The organism is Klebsiella sp. JN_Kp126 (genome assembly GCF_033843325.1).
Classification (GTDB): Bacteria; Pseudomonadota; Gammaproteobacteria; order Enterobacterales; family Enterobacteriaceae; genus Klebsiella; species Klebsiella michiganensis.
On the sequence record NZ_JAWXQV010000031.1, the window covers coordinates 1 to 843 of the forward strand.

General features: G+C 51.7%; 1 protein-coding gene. It reads right to left on the bottom strand.

Annotation, left to right across the window (positions count from 1 at the left end):
• Positions 1–24 precede the first annotated feature (24 nt).
• On the bottom strand, positions 25–843 hold an 819-nt coding region (locus SIK97_RS00980; protein WP_069684211.1), incomplete at its 5' end, for an IS4 family transposase.

The following is an 843-nucleotide window of genomic DNA, read 5'->3' on the forward strand; positions in this document are numbered from 1 at the left end:
CTGAGGGATCCCCATAAAACAGTGCTAATAAACCAGCACCATACTTCGGTAGGCTCTGGCGAGGTGGTTAAGAACGGTGCTCAGCACCGTTCGCCTTAATATTAACGGGGAGTGTCGCAGGACATTCTCCGCTAACGTCAGATAAGAGATTACCCGCCGCGATTTAATACTGTTGGCCTGATACCTTACATGTAATCCTTTACTTTCTGCATGATAACCAATAAGCCACAGGACTATTGTGCTCAGCGTTGCCAGCAGGCTCAGCACCAGCATTCTTCCCGCTGAACGGCTGTAACTGGCACGCAGACCGAACCCGAACCGTTCGCTTTTCTCATCGCGGAAGTTCTGCTCTATCTGCATGCGGCGACTGTATAACTTCATGATTTCACGTGGCTTAAAGTCGTCTGTGCTGCTGAAGATGAGCCACGGCTCTTTTGCTGAAGAGCGCCCGTCGCGAACCTGAGATTTTCGTTTTATACGACACCTTGAGTGCCGGTGTTTCCGGCCTTTTGGTTCTTTCCTGTGCAGGTAAAAATGTCCCTCACACCGGGCATATTCCGCCCGTGCAAGCGTGCCTGGCCCCAGATATTCTGGTTTACTGCTGGCCTGTAATTCCTGACGTCTGAACCAGTATTCACCTTTTCTATTCAGGCGCATCTGGATATTACCCCTGACACGGCCAATAAAATCCCATCCGAGCGACCGGATATGCCGGAACCAGGCATTCTGGAAGCCCGCATCGGTAACGATGATGACTCTGGCCGTCGGGTTCACCGCCCCGGCAAGGGCATCAAGGAAGGCCTTTTGTATCTGTCCATTCTGCTGCTTTTCTGACGGGACTAT